This window comes from Litoreibacter arenae DSM 19593 (assembly GCF_000442275.2).
GTDB lineage: Bacteria > Pseudomonadota > Alphaproteobacteria > Rhodobacterales > Rhodobacteraceae > Litoreibacter > Litoreibacter arenae.
This window is the reverse complement of sequence record NZ_KE557312.1, coordinates 52221-69969: the sequence shown is the minus strand read 5'-3', so window position 1 is coordinate 69969 and position 17749 is coordinate 52221. Positions and strand designations below refer to the sequence as shown.

At 61.7% G+C, this 17749-nt stretch carries 16 protein-coding genes; 6 read left to right on the top strand and 10 right to left on the bottom strand.

Translation table 11 applies throughout. From position 1 onward, the window contains the following. Positions 1-119: 119 nt before the first annotated feature. Together THALAR_RS18435 and THALAR_RS10480 are read right to left on the bottom strand one after the other, a co-directional pair. Complete coding sequence (locus THALAR_RS18435; protein ID WP_154666795.1) at positions 120-797, bottom strand: hypothetical protein; 678 nt, start codon at positions 795-797, stop codon at positions 120-122. 137 nt (positions 798-934) lie between these two features. Further along, positions 935-1636 carry an HAD family hydrolase gene (locus THALAR_RS10480; protein ID WP_083483455.1) on the bottom strand — a complete coding sequence of 234 codons (702 nt, stop codon included), beginning with the start codon at positions 1634-1636 and terminating at the stop codon, positions 935-937. A gap of 103 nt (positions 1637-1739) precedes the next feature. Between THALAR_RS10480 and THALAR_RS10475 the strand changes: the two genes are divergently transcribed. Both THALAR_RS10475 and THALAR_RS10470 read left to right on the top strand, forming a co-directional pair. After that, positions 1740-4922 (top strand): 2Fe-2S iron-sulfur cluster-binding protein, encoded by a 3183-nt coding sequence (locus THALAR_RS10475; RefSeq protein ID WP_021101523.1) that lies wholly within the window; start codon positions 1740-1742, stop codon positions 4920-4922. Further along, on the top strand, positions 4919-5464 hold the full coding sequence (locus THALAR_RS10470; RefSeq protein ID WP_021101522.1) for an SRPBCC family protein: 546 nt from the start codon (positions 4919-4921) through the stop codon (positions 5462-5464). Before THALAR_RS10475 ends, THALAR_RS10470 begins: the two co-directional genes overlap by 4 nt. Here the strand turns inward: THALAR_RS10470 and THALAR_RS10465 are convergent. From THALAR_RS10465 to THALAR_RS10455, 3 genes are read right to left on the bottom strand one after another with little or no spacing between them, the layout of a single operon-like run. Continuing rightward, the gene (locus THALAR_RS10465; RefSeq protein ID WP_021101521.1) at positions 5445-6233 is read right to left on the bottom strand and encodes a metal ABC transporter permease; all 789 of its coding nucleotides are present in this window, start codon (positions 6231-6233) and stop codon (positions 5445-5447) included. The genes THALAR_RS10470 and THALAR_RS10465 overlap by 20 nt on opposite strands. Next, positions 6233-6985, bottom strand: a complete 753-nt coding sequence (locus tag THALAR_RS10460) for an ATP-binding cassette domain-containing protein (protein ID WP_021101520.1) — start codon at positions 6983-6985, stop codon at positions 6233-6235. Before THALAR_RS10460 ends, THALAR_RS10465 begins: the two co-directional genes overlap by 1 nt. Beyond that, on the bottom strand, positions 6982-7461 hold the full coding sequence (locus THALAR_RS10455) for a Fur family transcriptional regulator (protein ID WP_021101519.1): 480 nt from the start codon (positions 7459-7461) through the stop codon (positions 6982-6984). Before THALAR_RS10455 ends, THALAR_RS10460 begins: the two co-directional genes overlap by 4 nt. Positions 7462-7547: 86 nt before the next feature. On the opposite strand from THALAR_RS10455, the gene THALAR_RS10450 reads away from it, so the two are divergent. The 3 genes from THALAR_RS10450 (at position 7548) to THALAR_RS10440 (ending at position 12347) form a co-directional block, all read left to right on the top strand. Beyond that, a complete protein-coding gene (locus THALAR_RS10450; protein WP_021101518.1) occupies positions 7548-8450 on the top strand; it encodes a zinc ABC transporter substrate-binding protein in 903 nt (300 codons plus the stop codon). Positions 8451-8547: 97 nt separating this feature from the next. Beyond that, positions 8548-10632, top strand: a complete 2085-nt coding sequence (locus THALAR_RS10445) for a hydantoinase/oxoprolinase family protein (protein WP_021101517.1) — start codon at positions 8548-8550, stop codon at positions 10630-10632. Positions 10633-10637: 5 nt separating this feature from the next. Next, on the top strand, positions 10638-12347 hold the full coding sequence (locus THALAR_RS10440; RefSeq protein WP_021101516.1) for a hydantoinase B/oxoprolinase family protein: 1710 nt from the start codon (positions 10638-10640) through the stop codon (positions 12345-12347). A gap of 7 nt (positions 12348-12354) precedes the next feature. On the opposite strand, the gene THALAR_RS10435 is transcribed toward THALAR_RS10440, so the two are convergent. The 5 genes from THALAR_RS10435 to THALAR_RS10415 all read right to left on the bottom strand — a co-directional run bounded on the left by THALAR_RS10435 (position 12355) and on the right by THALAR_RS10415 (position 16325). Further along, positions 12355-12945, bottom strand: coding sequence for a YeeE/YedE thiosulfate transporter family protein (locus tag THALAR_RS10435; RefSeq protein ID WP_021101515.1), 591 nt, complete (start codon positions 12943-12945; stop codon positions 12355-12357). Between the two features lie 3 nt (positions 12946-12948). Next, complete coding sequence (locus THALAR_RS10430) at positions 12949-13497, bottom strand: YeeE/YedE thiosulfate transporter family protein (RefSeq protein ID WP_021101514.1); 549 nt, start codon at positions 13495-13497, stop codon at positions 12949-12951. 100 nt (positions 13498-13597) lie between these two features. Next, complete coding sequence (locus THALAR_RS10425) at positions 13598-14365, bottom strand: SDR family NAD(P)-dependent oxidoreductase (RefSeq protein WP_021101513.1); 768 nt, start codon at positions 14363-14365, stop codon at positions 13598-13600. Positions 14366-14452: 87 nt separating this feature from the next. Next, entirely contained in the window at positions 14453-15511 is a 1059-nt protein-coding gene (locus tag THALAR_RS10420; protein WP_021101512.1) for an ABC transporter ATP-binding protein, read from the bottom strand. Positions 15512-15515: 4 nt separating this feature from the next. After that, a complete protein-coding gene (locus THALAR_RS10415; RefSeq protein ID WP_021101511.1) occupies positions 15516-16325 on the bottom strand; it encodes an IclR family transcriptional regulator in 810 nt (269 codons plus the stop codon). Between the two features lie 153 nt (positions 16326-16478). Here THALAR_RS10415 and THALAR_RS10410 point away from each other — a divergent pair, with 153 nt between their 5' ends. Next, positions 16479-17714, top strand: coding sequence for an ABC transporter substrate-binding protein (locus tag THALAR_RS10410; protein ID WP_051153736.1), 1236 nt, complete (start codon positions 16479-16481; stop codon positions 17712-17714). Positions 17715-17749 lie beyond the last annotated feature (35 nt).

The following is a 17749-nucleotide window of genomic DNA, read 5'->3' as shown; positions in this document are numbered from 1 at the left end:
TGTCAGGTTTGGCGTTTACCGACGCCCGACGTCGCTTTTGTGGCAAACTTGGAAGGGGGCAGAGGCATTGGAGTTTGATAGATTGACTGACGTGCGGCCTGTTCTGCCGTTTGCAGATCTCACGAGCAACTGAATTCCAGCAGCCGGTTCAGAACTTCCTCAACATAAGAATGAACTTCTTCGAAGTGCTCGAACAGGTGGTTCGTGGATGCGTCATTGTAAGAGTGAACTCGTATCGTAAATTCAGGATCAAACCATGCTTCACTCATGTGCTCATCCAAAAAACGCGAACATGTCGTAATATGGTACCGTGTTCGACAGTTCAAACCTTCCCGATCACCCGCACGCGCCGTTGCCCGATAGCAATCAAAATACTTCACTGGATGCCAGTCCAACGCGCCGGTGACAAAGGGCCGTGCATTTTCCGACATGTCACGCGCCCAAATGAAACTCGTCCCAGTATCGCGATTTCCGTGGTCATCAAATATGTCCACGCTCCATATGTCTTTGGAAAAAGGTCGGATTTCAAAGGAAGCACGTCCGTCCGTTTGCAAGCTGCGGTATCCTGGAGTTCTTACGCCGAACAACTGCACTAAGCGGTGGCTCTTTTCTGGCGAGGGCGTAAGCTGAACAACTATATTCCATGAAAAATTTGCTTGAGGGCAAAGACTAAATCCGGAAATAGCCCTTGCTTCTAATGCGAGTGTCTCAAAACTTTTTTCGAGATCATCTCTACAATGATCGAAATTAAGTGGGGTCTGTGCATGTGCCGTCGACACAAACGTGACCGACAGCATTACACAAATCAACAAACGGAATCGCAAAGAATCTAGCAAAATCTTTCACTCCAATTGGGGGCTCCGCTAGACTTTAGCTAGATTTCAGAGTGGTAGCTATAGGCTCCAAGCCGACCTTCCCCGCCCGGCTTGCACCCTCAGCCCATCGACCCCAACCAGTCCGGCAAATCCGCCACACTGCCCAGCACCACATCCGCATGTGGCTCCAGATCGCGCCGCGTGGCAGGCCCCGTCAGCACACCGACGCAGACCATCCCCGCCGCGCGGCCCGCATGCAGGTCGTGGGTGCTGTCGCCGATCATGGCCACCTGCGCAGGCTCCAGCCCGCAATGGTCAGTGAACGCCCACAGCATCTCCGGCGCGGGCTTGCCGCCATAGCCGGAATCGAACCCCAGAATGCGCGCGAACCTACCCTCCAGCCCCAACGCACTCACATGCGCGATGGCAGAGCTTTCGGCGTCATTGGTCGCCACCCCCAAGGCCAGCCCCATCGCATCAAAGCGGTCGAACAGTTCCGGCAGCGGGCACGGCGCCACCAGCGGCGCGCGGGCGGCGGCAGCGTTGCCATGGGCCAGCAGCGCGTCGCGCTCCCACTTGGGCAGGAACGGCAACAGCAGGTCGATGGCCACGTCCGATGTCCCTGCAATGACGGGGCTTGTCGGGTGGAACACCCCGCCCGCCATATCGTAGCCGATCGCGTCCCCCATGCAGGTGCCCAGCGCCGCGTCGCCTTCCGCCAGTTCCGTCAGAAAGCCCGAGGCCCACTGTCCCCATGTCGCGTCAAAATCCAGCAAGGTGCCGTCCTTGTCGAACAGCAGCCCTTTGATCTGCCCAGTCATGTCCTGCCTCATGTTGCCTTGACCGTCCGGCCCTGCTCCGTGACAGTGGCAAGGATCAACGGCAAGGACAAGCACTGCGCCGCGCCAAGTTCTGACAGGCCCCATGACCAAGCTCTTTTCCTACCGCAACCGCCCCGTGCATCTGGGCCCCTACCCGTTGGAAAAGTTGTCGCGGGCCGATGCCGTGCCACTGGACCGCGTGCCGGATATGCAACCGGTCAGCTTCCGCCGCGCGGGCGACCCGCTCAGCATCGTGAACGCGATGCAGGAGTATCAGGCGATGCTCGACGCCACGCGCGAGGGGCTGGTGAAAAAGGAAGTGGCCGATATACCGGACGACCTGACGGAGCGGGCCAATCACCTCAAGGCCTTCGGCTACTATTGCGACGCCTCCATGGTCGGCACCTGTAAGATACCGCCCGAGGCTTCGTTGGACGCGCCACTGGTCAACCCCGATGTGGATCGTCTTGCGGACAAGCTGCGCACGTTGCAGCCCAAAACGCTGGCGGCAGGGATCGACGTCATCATGGCAGGCCTGCGCGAAAGCATGCGCGCCCCGCCGCAGGCCTGCGACCACCATACCCACGCGCTGGTGTTCCTCTACGACATGCCCCGCGACCCCGACGCGGCCGAGTCTGGCTGCGACTGGATCACCGACGCCCAAGACCACCGCACCTGCCTGCGCGGGATGGAGACGGCGGTGACCCTCGCCTCCTACATCCGCAGTTTGGGTTTCGAGGCGCGGGCGCATTCGATGGCCGCGAGCGAGGTGCATCTGGGCAAGCTGGCGGTGGCGGCGGGGCTGAATCATGCGGACGGGACAAACCCGTTTCTGGGCGACCGCTACGGATTGGCCGTGGTTACGACGACGCTGGCGATGGCGGCGGACGGCCCCTTGGCCCCAAATGCCAAGCCCGGCCTGTCTTGGGCCATCGGGCTTTCCGGCCATACAAAAAGCCGACGCAAAGCCGACGCTTTTCAGACACGCAAATTCCGCGACGGCCCGCACCCGTTCGAGACCCTCAAACGGGTCGAAAATCCGACCACCTATATCGACAAACCCAACGTCGCCCGCGTCCCCAAACGCGCCAACCTGTTCGCCCGCGGCCTGTTCGGCGACATGGGAAAGACGGTGCAGGAGGCCACGAAAAACGGCAACTATGTCCGCAAATCGGCGGCAGCTTTCGCCTTCCGGCCGTCCCTAGGCGCGTTCGTTCTGCTGCAAGACGGAGAGGCGGCGCAGGTCCACGAGTCCACCCACGACCCCGACCGCAACGCCTCCAACATCAAGGCCGCGCTCTACTGGCTTGGTGTCGATGCGGTGGGCCTAAGCGCTTGTCCTAACTGGGTTTATTACAGCCACGACGCGGCGGGCCAGCCGATCACGCCCTACCATTCCAACGCGATCTCCATGATCATCGACCAAGGCCACGAGACCATGGAAGGCGCCTCCGGCGACGACTGGATCGCCTGTGCGCAAAGCATGCGCGCCTACCTGCGGTTCTCGCTCTTGGGCGGCGTGCTGGCCGAGCACCTCCGCCGCCTCGGCTACACCGCCCGCGTCCATTCCGTAATGGATGACGAGGTGCTGCACCCGCCGCTGCTGCTGCTATCCGGTCTGGGCGAGGTCTCCCGCATCGGCGAGGTCATCCTAAACCCCTTCCTCGGCCCCCGTCTGAAGTCCGGCGTGGTGACCACCAACATGCCGCTAACCCACGATAAACCAATAGATTTTGGCCTTCAAAAGTTCTGCGAAGCCTGCAATAAATGCGCCCGCGAATGCCCATCAGGTGCGATCACCGCAGGCCCGAAACTGATGTTCAACGGCTACGAGATTTGGAAGTCCGACAGCCAGAAATGCACCACCTACCGCGTCGCCCAGAAGAACGGCGCGATGTGCGGGCGCTGCATGAAAACCTGCCCGTGGAACCTCGAAGGTCTGTTCGCCGAAGCCCCCTTTCGCAAGCTGGCCATGACCCTGCCGCAAGCCGCCAAGGCCTTGGCAAAGCTGGATGATCTGGCGGGACAGGGCGAAATCAACCCCGTCAAGAAGTGGTGGTGGGATCTGGAAATGGTCGATGACGGGGCCTACCGCCCCTCCGCCCATCCGGTGAACGCACGCGGGCTGCAAAAGGGGTTGGACCTGCGCTACGAGGACCAGACACTTGCCGTCTACCCCGCCCCTTTGGCCCCGCCGCCCTATGCCTACCCCTACCCGATGGACCGCGAGGCAGGGATCGCGGCCTACAAGGCGATGATCCCCGCCTCCGAGCATAAAGCCCGTCGCGCCAAGGGGTTAACGCCGGAGCATATCTACACCGCCGACCAGCAAGACAGCCCCGTCATGGGCGCGGTGATCTCGAAGGTCGAGCATATGACCGACACAGTGACGAAGTACGAGTTCGCCATGCCCGACGGCTCTGACATGCCCCCCGTGGAGGCAGGCGCGCATATCGACGTGGTAGTTGCTCCTGAATTCCTGCGCCAATATTCCCTGTCCGGTGACCCCGCCGACCGCTCCCGCTACCAGATCGCGGTGCTGCGCGAGGATCACGGGCGGGGCGGTTCGCGCCTGATGCACCGCATTTTCGAGGAAGGGCGAAGGGTGCATATCTCCAAGCCCATCAACCATTTCCCGCTGCACGAGGACGCCAGTTTCACCTACCTCATGGGCGGCGGCATCGGTGTCACTCCGATGATCGCCATGGCGCATAGACTACACGTTATCGGCGCGGAATTCGCGCTGCACTACTCCTGCTCGACGCGCGGCGGGGCGGGGTTCTTGGACGATCTCGCAAAGGTGCCATGGGCGGACAAGGTACACCTGCATTTCTCCGACGAAGGCTCGCGCTGTGACCTTGCCAACACGCTGAACCACCGCGACGGCGCCCATGTCTACACCTGCGGACCGGAGGTCTACATGGCCGCCGTCATGGACGCGGCGCAAGCGAACGGCTTCCCCGAGGACACGCGACATCTGGAGTTCTTCTCGGTCCCCGAGCAACCCGATTACGTCAATCACAACTTCACCTTGCGCCTGTCCCGCACAGGGAAGGACATCGCGGTAAAGGCTGACGAAGCCGCGACCGACGCTCTGCTGCGGGCGGGGGTACATGTGGATGTGAAATGCTCTGACGGGCTGTGCGGGGTGTGCAAATGTGGCGTGGTCACGGGCGATGTGGAGCATCGGGACTTCGTGCTGTCCAACGCGGATCGCGCGGGGGCGATGATCCTGTGCCAGTCCCGCGCAGCACACAAGGATGGTATCTTGGAGATTGATCTATGACAGTGATGAGTGGCGAGGTTTACATCGCGCGACCTCTGGCGGAGGTCTACGACCTCTATACCGATGCACGCCTGACTGCGGAGCATAGTTCGGGTCGCACCGAAGTGTCCTTTACAAATGTGGTCGAGGATGGCCCCGGCACGCAGGCGGTCTGGATGTTTATCTACCCCGAGCTGAAGACAGAGATGATCGAAACCGTAGTCGAGGTCGACCGCCCCCACCGCATCGCCAGCCATCTGCAAATCACCCGTGTTCTGCCACTGGCCTCGCATGAAGTGACGCCGGGCGTAATGCCCGCGCTGGCCTATGACATGCGCGACGATTACAGCCCGCTCTTCGGCAAGCTGCCAGCCGAGGGTGTGCAGGAAACGAGCTTCACGCCCGATGGCGACGGCACCCTGTTGCGGGTCACGACACAGATGAGCCTTGGCGGCTGGTCGCGCATATCGGGGTGGTTCATGTCGCGGGCGAAACGCTCGCCCTTGCAGGAGCAGCTTGAAGCGTTTCGTGACCGCTTGGAGGCTACACGCGGGACAGACTGACCAAGCTGCTCAACCCGAACAATCCGGCGGCAACGCAGACCATCGTAGGGCCGGCGGGTGTGTCAAACCGGTAGGCCAGTTGCAAGCCGCCCAAAGCCGACACCGCGCCGATGGCGGCGGCGATGGCGGCCATGCGCTCAGGCGTGTGCGCCAAGGGTCGGGCGGCGGCGGCGGGGATGATAAGAAGTGCTGCGATCAGCAGGACACCGACCACCTTGATTGCCACGGCGACCACCACGGCAAGCGCGATGGTCAGGATCAGTTGCTCCCGCTTCGGGTCAATGCCGCTGGCCTGCGCCAGATCAGGGCTGACAGTGGACAGCAACAGCTGTTGCCAGCGCCATCCGACAAGCGCCAGAACCAGCAACGCTCCGCCCCAGATCACCGCCAGATCGACACGGCCCACGGCCAGAATGTCACCGAACAGGTAGGCCATCAGGTCAATCCGTACACCGTCCAGGAAGGACACCGCGACAAGCCCGAAGGCAATGGCGGAATGGGCCATGACGCCCAGTAACGTGTCCATTGCATAGCCTCTACCTGACAGGGTGGATACCGTAGTCGCCATCACCAAGGCGACTACAAGGACGCCCGCGAAAACGGACATGTTGAAGCTGAGCGCCAGCGCGACGCCAAGAATGGACGCGTGCGCCGTGGCGTCGCCGAAATACGCCATGCGCCGCCAGACGACGAAGCAGCCCAAGGGGGCGGCGGCCACGGCGACACCAAGCCCGGCAAGGGCGGCGCGAACAAGGAAACTGTCGAGCATTATTCTGCGGCCTCATGGGGGTGGTCGTGATTGCACCCGTCGCCATGCACATGGTCATGATCGTGGCGATAGAGCGCCAAAGCCCCGCCCGTGCCGGTGCCAAACAAGGCACGGTATTCTGGGGCGGAGGCGACGACGTCGGGCTTGCCCTCGCAACACACATGACCGTTCAGGCAGATCACACGGTCGGACGCACTCATCACCACGTGCAACTCGTGGCTTATCATCAGGACCGCGCAGCCAAGCTTCTCGCGGACCTGCTCTATATGGCGGTAAAACGCGGCGGAGCCCAGTTGGTCGAGACCTTGCGTCGCCTCGTCCAGCAACAAGAGTTGCGGCTTGTGCAGCAACGCGCGGGCCAGCAACACGCGCTGGAACTGGCCGCCGGACAGGTTGGACATCTGGCGCGGACCAAGCTCGGGAACGCCTGCTTGCGCCAGCGCCTCGGCGGCCGCGTGGGTTGCGACCTTGACCGGCAAGCTCAGGAAACGGGTGACCGTCATCGGCAGGGTCGGCTCGATATGCAGCTTTTGCGGCACATAGCCGATACGCAGGTCCGGCGCTCGGGTGATCTGGCCTGACGACGGCGTGAGCGCCCCGATCAGCGCCCGCAGCAGGGAGGATTTGCCGGACCCGTTCGGCCCGACTATTGTCACGATCTCGCCCGGCTGGATGCTGAGATTGACCGCATCCAGCACTCTTTGCGCGCCGTAACGAACGCTGACGTTTTCAAAAGTGACGAGCGGGCTCATCCAGCGGCGCCTTGGCAGTTCGGGCAGACACCTTCAGCCTCAAGCACCGTGCGCTCGATCGTGAAACCGGTCGCTTCCGCCGCTTTCCCCAACCGCCCGCCTTCCTGCGCAGTCACTGTTTCCGCCACTGCGTCGCAGCTTCGGCAGATCAGGAACGCGGGCGCATGGGCATCGCCGGGATGGGCGCAGGCGATGAAGGCGTTGAGACGCTCGATCTTGTGAGCAAAGCCGTGCTTGACCAGAAAATCCAGCGCGCGGTAGGCGACCGGTGGCTGCGAGCCGAGTCCCTCCTGCCGCAAGGTGTCGAGGATTTCATAGGCCCCGATGGCGCGGTGACCTTCCAGCAGAATTTCCAGCACACGCTTGCGCACGGGGGTGAATTGCAGCCCTTCCTCGGCGCAGGTCTGCGCCACAGCGGCCACGCCCTCGGTGATGCAGCTAGAATGATCGTGGCGTTTGAATCCGAGCGGGTCCATGGAAGGCTCCTGAAACTTTGGGGTTGATACGTTATGATATAACAACTAACAGAGGGCAATATGTTATACAATCACATAGGTAAACCATGCTGCGCACTGTCCTTCTGTCCTCCATACTCTTCGCCTCCCCTGCTTTCGCGGATGTCCCGCGTGTTGTGACCGACATCGCCCCCGTCCATTCTCTGGTTGCGCAGGTGATGGGCGAGTTGGGGGAGCCGGAGGTTTTGGTCACCGCCAGCGCTTCGCCCCACAGCTTTGCGCTGCGACCTTCGCAAGCCGGTGCGTTGGAGCAGGCGCAGGCGGTGTTCTGGGTAGGCGAAAGCCTGACGCCTTGGCTAGAGCCGACGCTGGACCGCTTGTCGGCCGACGCGGTGCAGGTGGAGTTGCTGCACCTGCCAGAGACGCAGACGCTGGAGTTTCGGGACGCGGACGGGTTCGAGGCGCATGACCATGACGACGATCATGGCCACGACGCGCATGGCGATATCGACCCACATGCGTGGTTGAACCCGGACAACGCGATGGTGTGGCTTGATGCGGTTGCAACCGAGTTATCGACGCTCGACCCTGAGAACGCCGCGACTTACGACGCCAACGCACAGGCGGCGAAGGAAGCTCTGGCGGAAACCGTAGCTCAGATCGAAACCACTCTAGCGCCTGCAAAAGACACCGCGTTCATCGTCTTCCACGACGCCTACCACTATTTCGAGGCCCGTTTCGGAATTGAGGCCATAGCGGCGATTTCGCTGGGCGACGCCGCAACCCCCGGCCCCGCGCGGGTGGAGCGCATTCAAGAGACCGTGCGCCAGAACGGCGTGTCCTGCGCATTTTCGGAGCCTCAGTTCTCGGATGGGTTGTTGGCGACCGTGCTGGACGGCACCGACGCACGGGTCGCCGTGCTGGACCCGCTGGGCGCGGCGTTGCCCTTGGGGCCACAGCACTATGAAGCGACGTTGCGCGCTATGGCGGATGCCATCGCGGGCTGCTGAGCCTGCCTGCGAAAACCGTCTTCTGCAAGCGAATAAATCGTTGGATTGTTGGCGCTGATCTCCGCTACCTTCGGCCCAAATCTAAGGGGCTAATCGCATGAATCCTTCTTCTGTTCGGCTGGGTGTGGATATCGGCGGCACGTTTACCGACGTGGTGCTGGAGGTGGACGGCGCGTCGTTCTCCACCAAGGTTCTGACCACCTACATCGCGCCGGAGAACGCCATCATCGACGGAATGCAGCAGGTCTGCGCCAAGGCGGGTATCACGCCTGCCGATATCGGGCAGATCATCCACGGGACGACCCTCGCCACCAACGCGCTGATCGAGCGGCGCGGGGCGAAGACCGCGCTGATCACCACCGAAGGCTTCCGCGACGTGATCGAGATGCGCACGGAATCGCGGTTCGAACAGTATGACCTGAACCTCAACATCCCCAAGCCGCTTCTGCCCCGCCAGTGCCGCTACACCGTGCCGGGGCGGATTGATGCGACGGGGGCCGAACTGATGCCGCTGACAGAGGCGGATATCGAGCCGGTCGTCGAGGCCATCGCGGAGGCCGGATATGACAGTGTCGCCATCGGGCTGATCCACTCCTATCTCAACGACACGCATGAGAAGCTGGTCCGCGACGTTCTGGCGAAGCGCTTGCCGAACGTGATGATCTCGCTGTCTTCCGAAGTTAGCCCGCAGATGCGCGAATACGAGCGCTTCAATACTGTCGTGGCGAACGCCTATATCAAGCCGTTGATGAAGTCCTATCTGGGCCGCCTTGAGGGGCGTTTGCGAGACGAAGGCGTCGATTGCAACATCTTCCTGATGCATTCGGGAGGCGGGATTATCTCGCTGGAAAACGCAGCGGAGTTCCCCGTGCGTCTGGTCGAATCCGGCCCTGCCGGTGGCGCGGTGTTCGCCGCCAACATCGCCGCGCGCTATGGCTTGGACAAGGTGCTGTCCTTCGACATGGGCGGGACCACTGCCAAGATTTGTCTGATCAAGGATCAGACGCCGAAGACCTCCCGCGTGTTCGAAGTGGCGCGGACCTATCGCTTCAAGAAAGGCTCCGGTATGCCCATCTCGATCCCCGTGATCGACATGGTGGAAATCGGCGCGGGCGGCGGGTCGCTGGCCCATGTGGACGCGATGCGCCAGATCCGCGTCGGGCCGGAAAGCGCAGGCTCAGAGCCGGGACCTGCCTGCTACGGGCGCGGGGGCGACAAGCCTGCGGTGACAGACGCTGATCTTGTGCTGGGCAAACTGGACCCCGACAACTTCGCGGGCGGCTCGATCAAGCTGCAAACTGCCGCGTCGGAAATCGCGTTGCGCGCTGTTCTGGGTGACGTGCTGGACATGGACGCCGCGACATCGGCCTTCGGGTTGGCCGAAGTTGTGGACGAAAACATGGCGAACGCGGCGCGGGTTCATGCGGTGGAAAACGGCGAGGACCTGAGCGAATACACCATGATCGCCTTCGGCGGCGCGGCACCGCTGCACGCGGGACGCTTGTGCGAAAAACTGGGGGTAGAGCGCCTTCTGGTGCCGCCCGGCGCAGGTGTCGGCTCCGCCATCGGCTTCCTGCGTGCGCCGTTCAGCTTCGAGGCCAACCGCTCGGTCTACATGAAGCTGTCAGACTTCGACGCGGACAAGATCAACGCGCTGTTGAGCGACCTGAAGGCCGAGGCCACTGGCTTCGTGCGCAACTGCGATGCGGAAAGCGACATTCTGTCGGAGTTCAAGGTCTACATGCGCTACACAGGGCAAGGCTGGGAAATCCCGATCACCCTGACCGAAGCGCAGGCAATGAACCCGGACGCCGCGACCTTCGAGGCGCGGTTTGTCGAGGATTACACCAAGCTGTTTGGCCGCGCAGTTACAGGCATGGATATCGAAATCACCGTCTGGTCGGTCAATGCCACGACACCGCCCGAAAAAGTAGCGCTGATCGCGCCCACCAAGCCCAGTGGTGCCGCCCCGATTCACGGCTCGCGCTCGCTATTCGATCCGGCCACTGCGGATTTCGCGCAAGCCTCCGTCGTGTTGCGCGAGGACATGATCGAGGGCGCTGAGGTCACCGGCCCGGCCGCAATCACCGAGGATGAGACGACGATCATCGTCCCGTCGTCCCGCAAAGCCATCCGCCAGCCGGACGGCTGCATCGACATCACCACCAAGAAGGGGGCCTGAGTCACATGGCACAGTCGCAGTCCAACGTCGCCTATCAGGTCATGTGGAACCGTCTGATCTCGGTCGTCGAAGAGCAGGCGCAAGCCCTAGTGCGCACCGCGTTCTCGACCTCCGTGCGCGAAGCGGGCGATTTGTCCGCGGGGGTCTATGACACCCATGGCCGGATGCTGGCGCAGGCAATCACCGGCACGCCGGGGCATGTGAACGCCATGGCCGACGCGGTGGCGCATTTCATCCGGCGCATCGGTCGGCAGAACATCTTTGAAGGCGACGTCTACCTGACCAATGACCCGTGGGAGGGCACCGGCCACCTGCACGACATCACGATGGTGACACCCTCTTTCCATAACGGCGTTCTGGTCGGCTTCTTCGCCTGCACCGCGCATATAGTGGATATCGGCGGGCGCGGCTTCGGGGCAGACGCGGCCAGCGTTTATGAGGAAGGGCTCTACATCCCGATCATGAAGTTTGCCGAGCGCGGCGACGTGGACGACACCTTGGTGCGCATCGTGCGCGGCAACGTGCGCGAGCCGGATCAGTTGATTGGCGACATGTATGCGCTGGCGACCTGTAACGAGATCGGCCACCGCCGCCTGATCGAGATGATGGAGGAGTTCGGGCTGGACGATCTGGACGGCATCGCCGCGTTTATCTTGGACAATTCCCGCCGCGCCACGTTGGAGCGTATCGCCGCCCTGCCCCGCTCCAGCGCAGAGGGCGAGATGACGGTCGACGGCTTCGCCACCCCAATCACGCTGAAGGTCAAACTGACGATCGAGGAGGACCGGATCATATCGGACTTCACCGGCACCTCGGGCGTCGACAAGAAGGGCATCAACTGCCCGTTGGTCTACGCCAAGGCCTATGCCTGCTACGCGCTGAAATGCGCGATTGCGCCGGAGATCCCGAATAACGCGGCCTCACTGGCCCCGTTCGAGATCGAAGCGCCGGAGAACACTATCGTCAACGCGGTGCATCCCGCGCCGGTGGCCTTGCGCCATATCGTGGGACATTTCGTGCCGGATACGGTCTACGACGCGTTGGACAAAATCCTGCCGGGCGTCGTGCCCGCCGAAGGTGCGGGCTGCCTGTGCAACTTCCAAGTGTCCTTGCGGCCCCGCACCGACGCGCCAGCACCAGCGGGTGCCGTGCGCTCCGAGGTGTTGACGTTCAACTCCGGCGGCTCCGGCGCGCGTCCCGAGCATGATGGGCTGAATGCCACCGCGTTCCCGTCCGGCGTCATGACCATGCCGATCGAGGCCACGGAACACGCGGGACCGGTCATAATCTGGCGCAAGGAATTGCGTCCCGATTCAGGTGGCGCGGGCAAACAGCGCGGCGGGTTGGGGCAATACATGGAGGTCGGCGCACGCGAGGGGCACGAGTTCGACTTCCAAGCCATGTTCGACCGCGTAGATCATCCCGCCCGCGGACGTCGTGGCGGCAAGGCGGGCGCCTGCACGACCATCGCGCAGGACGACGGGTCCAAGATGTATGGCAAGGGCAAGCAGTTCGTGCCGCATGGGCACAAGGTCATGCTCGCCCTGCCCGGCGGCGCGGGCTATGGCGACCCTGTCGAGCGTTCGGTGGACCTAATCAAACGCGACCTGCTGCGCGGCTATATCACCGCCGCGGCCGCCAAGCGGGACTATGGCCTCAGCGATGCGGACATCGCGGATGTGGATGCCAAAGCCCGCAAGGGCGACGCCGGGTGAGGATAGCCTACTCCGCCGGTTGAACCTGCCCGCCACTCCGCGACGCGGTGTCCGGCAGGACGAAGGCAACCAGCACGAACACCGCCCCGATAGCCAGTCCCAGCAGGTCGCCCGAGATGGCGGTCAGCCCCTCGTAAGACGCGCCCGGAACGGTGCCCAGCGTCACCTTGCCGCCTGCAATGTCGTCCAGCATGCCACTGGCTTTCCAAGCGGGATAGGTGCCCATATAGGCCGCAGCGCCAAACAGGCCGCCCGCGATGAAGAACAGCGCGTCCTTGCGGCCTGATGCTGCTGCGCAGACACCTGTACCGGGACAATAGCCGGACATCGCCCAGCCGCCACCCAACAACAGCCCGCCAATGAAGACGCCGATATAGGCGGCTTTTACCGACATGTGGCCGACATCAACCAAGCCGATCATCTGACCGCCAAACATCAGGATGGAGCCGACGCCGATGGCCAGCAGAATTGTTTTCATCAAATGCAGGTTGGTCAGGTTCAGCATGCGCCCGATCAGGGAGGGGTTGGTCGCGCCGACCCGGTCAAGCGTGGCACCGAAAGCCGCGCCAATTACGATTGCGAGGATGATAGAAGTCATGGCTCAAACCTCCTTATACATGAACATGGCGACAGGAACGGCGGCGGCAAAAGCTCCGGCGCTGAAAATGTAGCCGGACAGGGCCGTCTGCATCATGCCCGACATCATATGGCCCGACGTGCATCCGCCCGCCAGACGTGCGCCATAAAGCACGATGAAACCACCAACAAACGCGACCGCATATCGCTTCAGACTGCTACCGCCGATTGTGCTGCGCCATAGCTCCGGCATTGCGCGTTCCTCGCGGGACAACCCGCCCCGCGCAAGAACCGAGAGTGCCGCGCCGACCATCATCGCCAGCACGAAGATAAAGCTGTAATTTATCGGGTTGGCGACCGCTTCAGCATATTTCCCGCCCGATTTCGCCAGATAGGCATTGGGCGAGGTAAAGCCGTCAGCCGTCGTGGTCACGACGTCAGGATTTATGGCGTTCCAAAGTATCCCGTCGAAGATCACAAACTGCGTGGAGACGCCAATCGGCTTCACCAGCGCGACTGCGAGGAAGAATACTACGCCGAGCAGCACCCCGCCAGATTTCCAGTTGAGGGTCATGAGTCTCTCCTTTCCGCATCATATTCTAATTTATGAATATCACAAAACGGGAGGAGTGATGTTGACCTGGATCAAATCGAGGCGCGTCGGTCAGGCGCGCTTAACGCGCCGCCATGCGGATGGCACCATCGAGGCGGATCACCTCGCCGTTCATCATGGCGTTCTCACAGATCGAGCAGACCAGCGCCGCGAACTCCGCCGGATCACCAAGGCGCGGCGGAAACGGTGTCTGCCCCCCAAGCGAATCCTGTACTTCCTGCGGCAGGCCTTTCATCATGGGCGTCATAAACAAGCCCGGCGCAATCGCCATCACGCGCACGCCGGACCGGCTGAGGTCACGCGCCATGGGCAAGGTCATCCCGACGATGCCAGCCTTGGACGCGGCGTAGGCGATCTGACCCATCTGCCCGTCAAACGCCGCGATGGACGCGGTGTTGATGATCACGCCCCGCTCGCCATCGTCGTTCAGGGGATCGGCCTCGGACATGCCAGCCGCCGAAAGTGAAGAAGCCAAAAAGACCCCGAACAGGTTCACGTCCAGCGCGGTGCGAAACAGCTGCGCGTCATGGGGTTGGCCTTTGGACACCGTCTTGGCCCCCGGCGCGATACCCGCGCATGACACCAGCACGCGTTCCTGACCGTGTGCGGCGCGGGCCTTGTCGAAGGCCGCAACCATGCTGTCGTTGTCGGTGACGTCAGTCTCGCAAAACACGCCCCCGATCTCAGCCGCGACGGCCTCTCCAGTCTTGGCGTTGCGGTCGAAAATGGCGACTTTCACGCCCTTGCCCGCCAACGCGCGGGCAGTCGCCTCACCCAAGCCGGAGCCGCCGCCTGTCACGACAGCGGCCATACCTTGCTTCAGTTCCATGATAATCCTCCTCCAAGCTTCCGCCCAGAGGTAGCGCCGTGAACGTCGGTCTGCAAATTACTTGTGATGGTTACGGCACAGCCCCGGCTAGCGGATGCGTGCTTCCGTCTCACGGTCAAACAGCAGCGCACGGTCCATCGGGAATTTCACCCCGACCCGCGCACCTTCTTTCGAGCGCTCGTCTCCGCGTTCTTCCACGATGATCTTGTCGCCCGCGTCCGAGACCAAATAGGCGTAGGAGACGCCGCCCAAAGCCTCGGTCAAATCGACCGTATGAGTATCCCCGCTCGGGTCCAGTTCAAGGTGCTCAGGGCGAATTCCCACAGATACCAAAGTCCCTTTCGGCGGAATTAAAAGGGGAAGTTTGAAGCTGCTCTGCAGATCAGGCACCTCAATAGTGTCACCAGTGCTGATGCCATCAACGAAGTTCATCGCGGGAGAGCCGATAAACCCCGCGACGAATTTGCTGTCAGGATTGCGATACAATTCCAGTGGCGCGCCGACTTGCTCGATCACGCCTGCACGCAACACGACGATCTTGTCAGCCAGTGTCATGGCCTCGACCTGATCGTGGGTCACGTAGATCATGGTCGCGCCGATTTCCTTGTGGAGGCGTGCGATTTCGACACGCATCTCGACGCGCAACTCGGCATCCAGATTGGACAGTGGCTCGTCGAACAGGAAGACCTCAGGCCCGCGCACGATGGCGCGCCCGATGGAAACCCGCTGGCGCTGGCCACCGGACAAGGCGGACGGTTTGCGGTCAAGGTAATCCTCGAGCTTCAATATCCGCGTCGCCTCGGCCACCTTTTCAGCAATCTCGGCTTTCGGGTGGCCGTTCATTTTCAGGCCAAAGCCCATATTGTCGCGCACCGTCATATGCGGGTAGAGCGCGTAGGTCTGGAACACCATCGCCACACCGCGCTCGGCCGGGTCCATGCGGGTCACGTCGCGCGCGCCTATGGAAATTGCGCCCTCAGTGGTTTCCTCAAGACCTGCCACCATCCGAAGCAAGGTCGACTTGCCGCAACCTGACGGGCCGACGAATACGCAAAACTCGCCGTCCTCAATCTCGAGGTCGATACCGTGGATAACCTGAACATCGCCATAGCGCTTGATGACGTTTTGTAGCGTTACACCTGACATGACTTCAGCTCTCCAATGTCTCTTTGGTTTTCTGTTGAACAGGGAAGCTCCAATGCTCCGCTGCGTCGGCGATCGCGTCTGCCGCCTGCCGCATCTCGGGGGCCAGCCCCTCTAGCTGGTCAAGTGAGGTGCGCGAGGTCGTGCTGGTTACGGAAATGGCACCGATCACACGCTCGGTTCGGGTAAGGATCGGTATCGCGACGCAAATGATGCCCGGCTCGTGCTCTTCGCGGTCGAACGCATAGCCGCGCTTTCGGATATTCACCAACTCGTCGCGCAGCACGTCAGTCGAGGCCAGTGTTTGTGGCGTAAAACGGTGGAAAGACTGCTGCGCAAGCGCTTGCTGCAACTCCTTTTCAGGCAGAAACGCCAGCATGGCCTTACCCACGCCTGTGCAATAGGCTGGCCCGACCTTTCCGGCCTGCGAGAACATCTCCACGGGACGCTCCGCGTTGCGCTTGTCGACATAGAGGACCTGTGCGTTGTCAAGCTGCGCGAGGTGGATCGTCTCGCCTATAGACTTGCTGAGCGTATCCAGAAACGGCCGCGCGACAGGTGCCAGTGATGATTGAGTCCATGCCGTATGCGCCAGCCGCACGAGGCGGATGCCCAGCGAGTAGGTCTGCGAGGTCTCGTCGTATGACAGCATCCCCTCAGACCTCAGCGTTTGCAGCATCCGGTAAAGCGTGCCCTTCGGGTATGGCGAGTTTTCCAGAAGCTCGTTGAACCGCACCGGTCGCCCGAAAGAGGCCGCCTGATCCAGCACGCATAGCGCTTTCTTCACGGTTCCGCTGGCCGTTTGCGTGCCTTGCATTCTGGTTCCTCCTCCATCCTGACCGGGCATGAGCCGGCGAGGTCCCTATTGACAAAGCTAGCCGACTCGTGGTTCGGTTTCAATATATAAATCATGATTTCACTATTTGAAACACAAAGGGAGGACACCATGCGTTTCACTTACAAGGCGCCGATGCTGGCGCTATCGACGGCCGCCATGCTGACGACCGGCGTATCCGCGCAAGAGCTGACGGGAGATCTCAAGATCTTCCTCGACACATCAAACCCCGCACCCCGCGCTACGATGGAAAGTGCCATCGCCAAGTTTGGCGAGATGAACCCGGACCTCAACATCGAGACTACGATCATCGACCGCGAGGCCTACAAAACCCAGATCCGCAACTTCCTGACCGCCAATTCACCGGACGTCGCCAACTGGTATGCCGCGAACCGGATGAAGCCGTATGTGGAGGCAGGTCTGTTTGAAGATGTGTCCGACCTGTGGGCAGAGCCGGAAATCGCAGAAAACCTTGCCTCGACCAAGGGTGCGATGACCATCGACGGCAAGCAGTGGGGCGTTCCATATACCTACTACCAATGGGGCATTTACTACCGCAAAGACATCTTTGACGAGTTGGGCTTGTCCGAGCCTGCCAACTGGGAAGAAGAAAAAGCCAACTGCGCCAAGATCGTTGAGTCGGGCCGCGCCTGCTACGCGATTGGCTCCAAGTTCCTTTGGACGGCTGGCGGCTGGTTCGACTACCTGAACCTGCGCACCAACGGCTTCGATTTCCACATGCAACTCGCCAATGGCGAGATCAGCTGGGAAGACGAGCGCGTGCGCGAGACCTTCGCCAAATGGCGTGAGCTGATCGACATGGGCGGCTTCCTCGAGAACCACCAATCCTACAGTTGGCAGGAAGCGCTGCCCTTCATGGTGCAGGGTGATGCTGCCTCCTATCTGATCGGTAACTTCGCCGTCGCGCCGCTGCGCGAGGCTGGCCTGACCGATGACCAGTTGGATTTCTACCAATTCCCGGTGATCAACCCTGACGTTGAACTGGCCGAAGATGCACCGACCGACACGTTCCACATCCCGTCCGGTGCCAGCAACAAGGACAACGCCCGTGCGTTCCTGCGCTACATGGTCTCGCCCGAGGTTCAGACCACGATCAACGCAGGCGATGCCTTGGGTCAGTTGCCGGTCAACGCGAAATCTTCCGTCGATGACGACAAGTTCCTGAACGAGGGCTTCGAGATGCTGTCGTCCAACTCGCCCGGTGGCGTGGCACAATTCTTCGACCGTGATTTTCCCGCTGAAATGGCAAAAGTTGCCATGGAAGGCTTGCAGGAATTCATGGTGCGTCCGGACAACCTGGACGCCATCCTTGCACGCTTGGAAAAGGCCCGCGGCCGTATCTACAAATAGCGTTTATCGGGGGCGGGCCGCCGGTCTGCCCCCGA

What these genes read in the sequence shown, in the direction of transcription:
- THALAR_RS10415 (WP_021101511.1), bottom strand. Translation starts at nt 16,325, where the DNA reads ATGCAAGGCACGCAAACGGCCAGCGGAACCGTGAAGAAAGCGCTATGC.
- THALAR_RS10445 (WP_021101517.1), top strand. Translation starts at nt 8,548, where the DNA reads ATGAATCCTTCTTCTGTTCGGCTGGGTGTGGATATCGGCGGCACGTTT.
- THALAR_RS10455 (WP_021101519.1), bottom strand. Translation starts at nt 7,461, where the DNA reads ATGGACCCGCTCGGATTCAAACGCCACGATCATTCTAGCTGCATCACC.
- THALAR_RS18435 (WP_154666795.1), bottom strand. Translation starts at nt 797, where the DNA reads ATGCTGTCGGTCACGTTTGTGTCGACGGCACATGCACAGACCCCACTT.
- THALAR_RS10460 (WP_021101520.1), bottom strand. Translation starts at nt 6,985, where the DNA reads ATGAGCCCGCTCGTCACTTTTGAAAACGTCAGCGTTCGTTACGGCGCG.
- THALAR_RS10425 (WP_021101513.1), bottom strand. Translation starts at nt 14,365, where the DNA reads ATGGAACTGAAGCAAGGTATGGCCGCTGTCGTGACAGGCGGCGGCTCC.
- THALAR_RS10410 (WP_051153736.1), top strand. Translation starts at nt 16,479, where the DNA reads ATGCTGGCGCTATCGACGGCCGCCATGCTGACGACCGGCGTATCCGCG.
- THALAR_RS10465 (WP_021101521.1), bottom strand. Translation starts at nt 6,233, where the DNA reads ATGCTCGACAGTTTCCTTGTTCGCGCCGCCCTTGCCGGGCTTGGTGTC.
- THALAR_RS10470 (WP_021101522.1), top strand. Translation starts at nt 4,919, where the DNA reads ATGACAGTGATGAGTGGCGAGGTTTACATCGCGCGACCTCTGGCGGAG.
- THALAR_RS10450 (WP_021101518.1), top strand. Translation starts at nt 7,548, where the DNA reads ATGCTGCGCACTGTCCTTCTGTCCTCCATACTCTTCGCCTCCCCTGCT.
- THALAR_RS10440 (WP_021101516.1), top strand. Translation starts at nt 10,638, where the DNA reads ATGGCACAGTCGCAGTCCAACGTCGCCTATCAGGTCATGTGGAACCGT.
- THALAR_RS10430 (WP_021101514.1), bottom strand. Translation starts at nt 13,497, where the DNA reads ATGACCCTCAACTGGAAATCTGGCGGGGTGCTGCTCGGCGTAGTATTC.
- THALAR_RS10420 (WP_021101512.1), bottom strand. Translation starts at nt 15,511, where the DNA reads ATGTCAGGTGTAACGCTACAAAACGTCATCAAGCGCTATGGCGATGTT.
- THALAR_RS10435 (WP_021101515.1), bottom strand. Translation starts at nt 12,945, where the DNA reads ATGACTTCTATCATCCTCGCAATCGTAATTGGCGCGGCTTTCGGTGCC.
- THALAR_RS10475 (WP_021101523.1), top strand. Translation starts at nt 1,740, where the DNA reads ATGACCAAGCTCTTTTCCTACCGCAACCGCCCCGTGCATCTGGGCCCC.
- THALAR_RS10480 (WP_083483455.1), bottom strand. Translation starts at nt 1,636, where the DNA reads ATGACTGGGCAGATCAAAGGGCTGCTGTTCGACAAGGACGGCACCTTG.